General features: G+C 47.7%; 6 protein-coding genes. 4 read left to right on the top strand and 2 right to left on the bottom strand.

The window, feature by feature from the left end:
• Positions 1-180 precede the first annotated feature (180 nt).
• The 3 genes from JHJ32_RS22390 (at position 181) to JHJ32_RS22380 (ending at position 1,880) form a co-directional block, all read left to right on the top strand.
• Entirely contained in the window at positions 181-432 is a 252-nt protein-coding gene (locus JHJ32_RS22390) for a hypothetical protein (RefSeq protein ID WP_200122905.1), read from the top strand.
• Between the two features lie 175 nt (positions 433-607).
• A complete protein-coding gene (locus JHJ32_RS22385; RefSeq protein ID WP_233632813.1) occupies positions 608-1,075 on the top strand; it encodes a very short patch repair endonuclease in 468 nt (155 codons plus the stop codon).
• Positions 1,076-1,133: 58 nt separating this feature from the next.
• Complete coding sequence (locus JHJ32_RS22380) at positions 1,134-1,880, top strand: PmeII family type II restriction endonuclease (protein WP_200122901.1); 747 nt, start codon at positions 1,134-1,136, stop codon at positions 1,878-1,880.
• Here JHJ32_RS22380 and JHJ32_RS22375 read toward each other — a convergent pair.
• Positions 1,877-3,310, bottom strand: coding sequence for a DNA cytosine methyltransferase (locus JHJ32_RS22375; RefSeq protein ID WP_200122899.1), 1,434 nt, complete (start codon positions 3,308-3,310; stop codon positions 1,877-1,879). The genes JHJ32_RS22380 and JHJ32_RS22375 overlap by 4 nt on opposite strands.
• A 453-nt stretch (positions 3,311-3,763) precedes the next feature.
• Entirely contained in the window at positions 3,764-3,973 is a 210-nt protein-coding gene (locus JHJ32_RS22370) for a DUF1016 N-terminal domain-containing protein (protein ID WP_200122897.1), read from the bottom strand.
• 296 nt (positions 3,974-4,269) lie between these two features.
• Here JHJ32_RS22370 and JHJ32_RS23280 point away from each other — a divergent pair, with 296 nt between their 5' ends.
• Positions 4,270-4,374: a hypothetical protein gene (locus JHJ32_RS23280; protein ID WP_370584566.1), complete on the top strand. Its 105-nt coding sequence runs from the start codon at positions 4,270-4,272 to the stop codon at positions 4,372-4,374.
• The last annotated feature ends 116 nt before the right edge of the window (positions 4,375-4,490 follow it).

Raw genomic sequence — 4,490 nt, 5'->3', positions numbered from 1 at the left:
ATTACCGAGCATCGCGCCAATGTCCTTAAAGAATCCGGTATAGTCACCGTTGGGGATTTGAAACACTTTATAATTAACAACTATCCCACTGACGTTGATATATCATCGGTGACTTTTCGCGGGTTTGGCTCCACCGGCTCGAAAAAGTTATTATGTAGCGTTCTAAAATAGGCGAAAGGTATGATTGGGAGAACTTACCAGCATGGGCTATTGCAATACCGCCATTCTCAAATACTTGGTAAAGTGATGAATGTAGGTCTCATCGTTTATTTTCCAAGCCATAAACAGCTCACTTTTTTGCATCCCGAAAACTTAAACCGGCTTCAGTATGCCTATCACATCGTTCCCGAAAAGACCATCCCCGGATATTTCGGCGCTTTCAGCGAGCGGGCCGAAGAATTCAATCAATGCAAGTCCCGGGCTGTTTCCTGAAAACAACATCAATGAATCTTTTCAGGAGTTCGTTGAAAAAAAGTTTCTGCCGGCAGACTCGTCCGCACTACAGTTTGGTCTATACCGAACGTCGATACTTTACACAGACGATATCGAACACATCAAAAACCAGCTTTACAACCAATATCTGTCGGTATTCCAACATTAAGCAAAGTTGGCTACCTTTGTTTCTATGCCCCGCATCCCCACTACGCCGCAGCGCTCCTATATTATGAGCCGAATCCGCTCCAAGGACACCAAGCCGGAGTTGTTGTTGCGTAAAGCCCTTTGGGCGAAGGGCATTCGCTATCGAATACATGCAAGCGACCTGCCGGGCAAGCCGGATATCGTCATCCGGAAATATCGCCTGGCGATTTTCGTGGATGGAGAGTTTTGGCATGGGCATGAGTGGGAAAAAACCAAGGGACGCATACGGGGAAACCGCGATTTCTGGATACCCAAAATAGAGCGCAATATCCAGCGGGACAAGGAAAACAACGCCACACTTATCGCGATGGGTTATACCGTATTCCGCTTCTGGGGTGAGGATGTAAGGAAGAACCTGCAGAAGTGTGCCAATCAGATACAACTTTACATTGAGAGTGCAGGTGAAAACCGGGTGCCATATCCGACGGATTACTAACATTAGTGCGCAATAATTCCTATCTTCGCAAGTCACGAAAACAATATGCCCAACGACCATGAATAAGCTAAATCTAGACGATGTAACGCAGTATGTTGAAAATCACATTGGCGAATTCCACGATAAGCGTCTGGCCAAGGTAAACAACATCAAGCTGAAGGATGTTCTTAAGGCCAAGAATCCGTACATGTTCAAAGCCAAGAACGTGACGTCTGCCAGCCAAATCATTGATGGCATTCTCTCGGCATACATCTCTTCTAGCGAAGAAGGCATTTTTGGGAATTGGCTTGAGCGTTTGGCTATATTTATCAACCAAAAGGTCTACAACGGCCAAAAGGCGGCGGTAGATGGCATTGATTTGGATTTCAACAGGGACGGCGTCCGCTATCTTGTAGCGATAAAATCCGGCCCGAAATGGGGCAACGATTCCCAAATCAAGAAATTGATAGATCAATTCAGCACCGCCCGTCGGCGCTTGGCCACGTCAGGGGCACACGTACAGGTGGTGTGTGTCAATGGCTGTTGCTACGGGCAATCCAGGCAATCATCCGAATACAAAGCCAAAGGCGACTATTACAAAATGTGCGGCCAGCGGTTTTGGGAACTTATTTCCGGCGAGGCGGATCTTTATATCAAACTCATCGAGCCTTTGGGACATGAGGCCGAAGAAAAAAACCAGGCATTTCTTGAATCTTACAATAACCTCAAGAATCGGCTTGAGCGGGAGTTCCTCAACGAATTCACGGCTGCCGACGGCAGCATAGATTGGGCCAAGCTTGTCCGGCTCAATTCATCTTTTGGCTAAAAGTTCATCGCCTGCTGCCCCCCCGTGTCAAGGGTGGAATTGTATTGCTTTCGCATGGCCTTCATCCACATTGCGTCAGAAGTGTTGTTATACCTTGAGTATTTGAAATCCGCCAAGGGCAAGGCTACGGCACCCTCCATCGCTTCGATTACGGCCCTGCCGACGGCTCTGGCCAAGCTTACGGGTACAGCATTACCTATCTGGCGGTATTGGTCTAATACCGAGCCCTCGATTATCCAACTATCCGGAAACTCCTGCACCCGTTTGTATTCCTGCACTGATAGCGGCCTGTCCTCTTCGGGATGGCCCAAATCCGTGGCAGGCATAGCCGGGTGGGTCACCAGTGTCGGGGCTGGCCTGTCCCAAGCTATCCGTCTAAGGAAGCCTGTCTTTCCACCGCCCAAATAATATGATTTGCCCAATGCTTCCTTCTGAAGTTCCTCCGGTAGCGACCTCCAGTTTTGGCCTGCTCTCAGCATCCGGAAGTATTTCAGTCGCTTCTCCGGGAATTTAACGAAGTCGCATGCTGCGGGCAGGTTGCTTACCGCCTTTCTGAATGTTTTCCATCTTTTCAATCCATGTTCGCCATTTTCACTGTGGGACGGCTCCAGGTACGGCACCTTCACCCTACCCATCGAGCAGATCAGCACCACCCGCTCCCGGATTTGCGGCGAGCCGAAATTGGCCGAATTATACAGGTTGAAGCTCACGGCATATCCGAAGCTCTCGAGCCTGCGCTTGATATAATAAAGCGCCGACCCAGGCATGTCTCTAAACATAGGCGAAAAATCAGCAGAGATGTCGTCCTCTACATCCAATGCAAATTTAGTAGAAAGCAGCCCCCTCACATTTTCGATTACCACGAAGCGTGGCCTGATTTCGCCAATTAAGCTTAGGTATTTGAGGAACACGTTGCCCCGCTCGTCTTGGAAACCTTTCCGGTTCCCAGCCGTACTGAATGCCTGGCAAGGCGGCCCGCCAGCCATTAGCTCCACGGTATCCCCCCTTTTCAAACCAGCAAAAGCCAGCACGTCATCGGCGGAATAATCACGAATGTCACCGATCAACCCTATACCTGGTTTGTTCGCCAGTATAGTTCTTCGGCTTGCCTTGTCTATTTCGCAGGCTAGCAGCGTCTGGAAGCCCGCTTTCTCCAGCCCGATATCCAAGCCCATCGCGCCCGAAAAGAAGGAGAGTACCTTTGGGGCGTCCTTGCGTGGCCTTATGGTTGATTTCCGGTCAACGGCGGCATCTTCGCGTAGTAGCGATTCCTTATCAAAGTCATCAAGCATCTCTGCAGGTATCACCCACACCTTTCCCACCATAAGCCCTTGGATACGTCCGGATCGCAAAAGCTTCCTTACATATTGAGCTGAGAAACCCAATACACCAGCTGCTTGCTCAACCGTGTAAAAATTCTGTCCATTCATTTCTTTTGCGAAACTAATTTTATATACCCAAAAAACCAAATCCTTTATTGATTTTCCAAGTATTTACATAATTAATTTAATCGTGGCAATTTCTAGGAAGATGAAATTGGCAACCGAGCCGATTTTGCAAAACTAAAAATAATAGTAAATTATGCAAATGAAAAATCTTTTTTTTGGCTTAATTGCAAATACACGCAGCATGAGTAGGTTTAGGAATTCGAAAGTGTAATGGTCTTTTATGGCAAGGGCGGCATTCTTTTTCGTAACATCGGGTAGCGTATTTTCCCAATTGGTTTGGTTGAGCAGGTACCGTTCAAACGTTTTGTTTCCAATTTGGTTAGTCAGTACGTCCTTTGTCCAGCCAAATTTTTTTGTGGCTTGCGTACAGGATAGGCGCTCCTGCGGTTTCTGGCACTTTTAAAGAATTACGATATGCTTGCTCCAACTAATTTCTCATACCAATGGTACGAGATTTATATCTGACTGATAACCTTTATAAAACCGAGCCATTAACCACAGATTTCCTACAGAGAGACCACCTACGCCAGGGAATTCTTCCTGGAGTTCTTTGGATAGCTTAGGCACAATACTTTTGCCCCAACCCTCTTCATTCATCTTTCCGCTTGTCAGCAAAGCGGCACAAAGTAATAGCAGTGTTTTCATCGCCACAAAGGTAGCGTGCGGTTAGTGCGCATTTCTCCGTACCAGACCGCAGTCGGTGTTTTCTGTATTGCTACGAGGAAATTGAAAAGTCGTAGCTACGGTTAATTTTGTGACCAACGCTAGTACGTTTTTGGGTTCAATTTCCAAGCACCGGTGCCCCGCACCCTCCTGCAAACAGCCATACTCGACACTTACTTCCCCGAGCAAAAAGCTTACTTCTACCAAAGCACCTGCGCGTTCACCGGCATGCGTTTGGTATCACGGCATGGCCATAGTTTCGTTGCCGCGGGCCTATTGTGCCATTCAGTGTAAGCCATGATGATCGCATTGGCAACGGCATTGCACTGTGTCCCAATATGCACCGCGCGTTCCTTTATCTGCGCCGTAGGTTCGTATACTAACACGTCTATATCCAAATGACCGAGTTTATGTCCTATAATTCTTTTCACTTTTTCCCATTCAAGCCCACCATTGCCTGCACCAAGAGGAGGTATCGCAATACTGTTGATTTTGTATC

Origin of the sequence: Parapedobacter sp. ISTM3 (genome assembly GCF_016533505.1) — a bacterium.
Taxonomy (GTDB): Bacteria; Bacteroidota; Bacteroidia; order Sphingobacteriales; family Sphingobacteriaceae; genus Parapedobacter; species Parapedobacter luteus.
The sequence above is the reverse complement of the archived record's forward strand: the minus strand, read 5'-3'. Positions and strand labels throughout refer to the sequence as shown.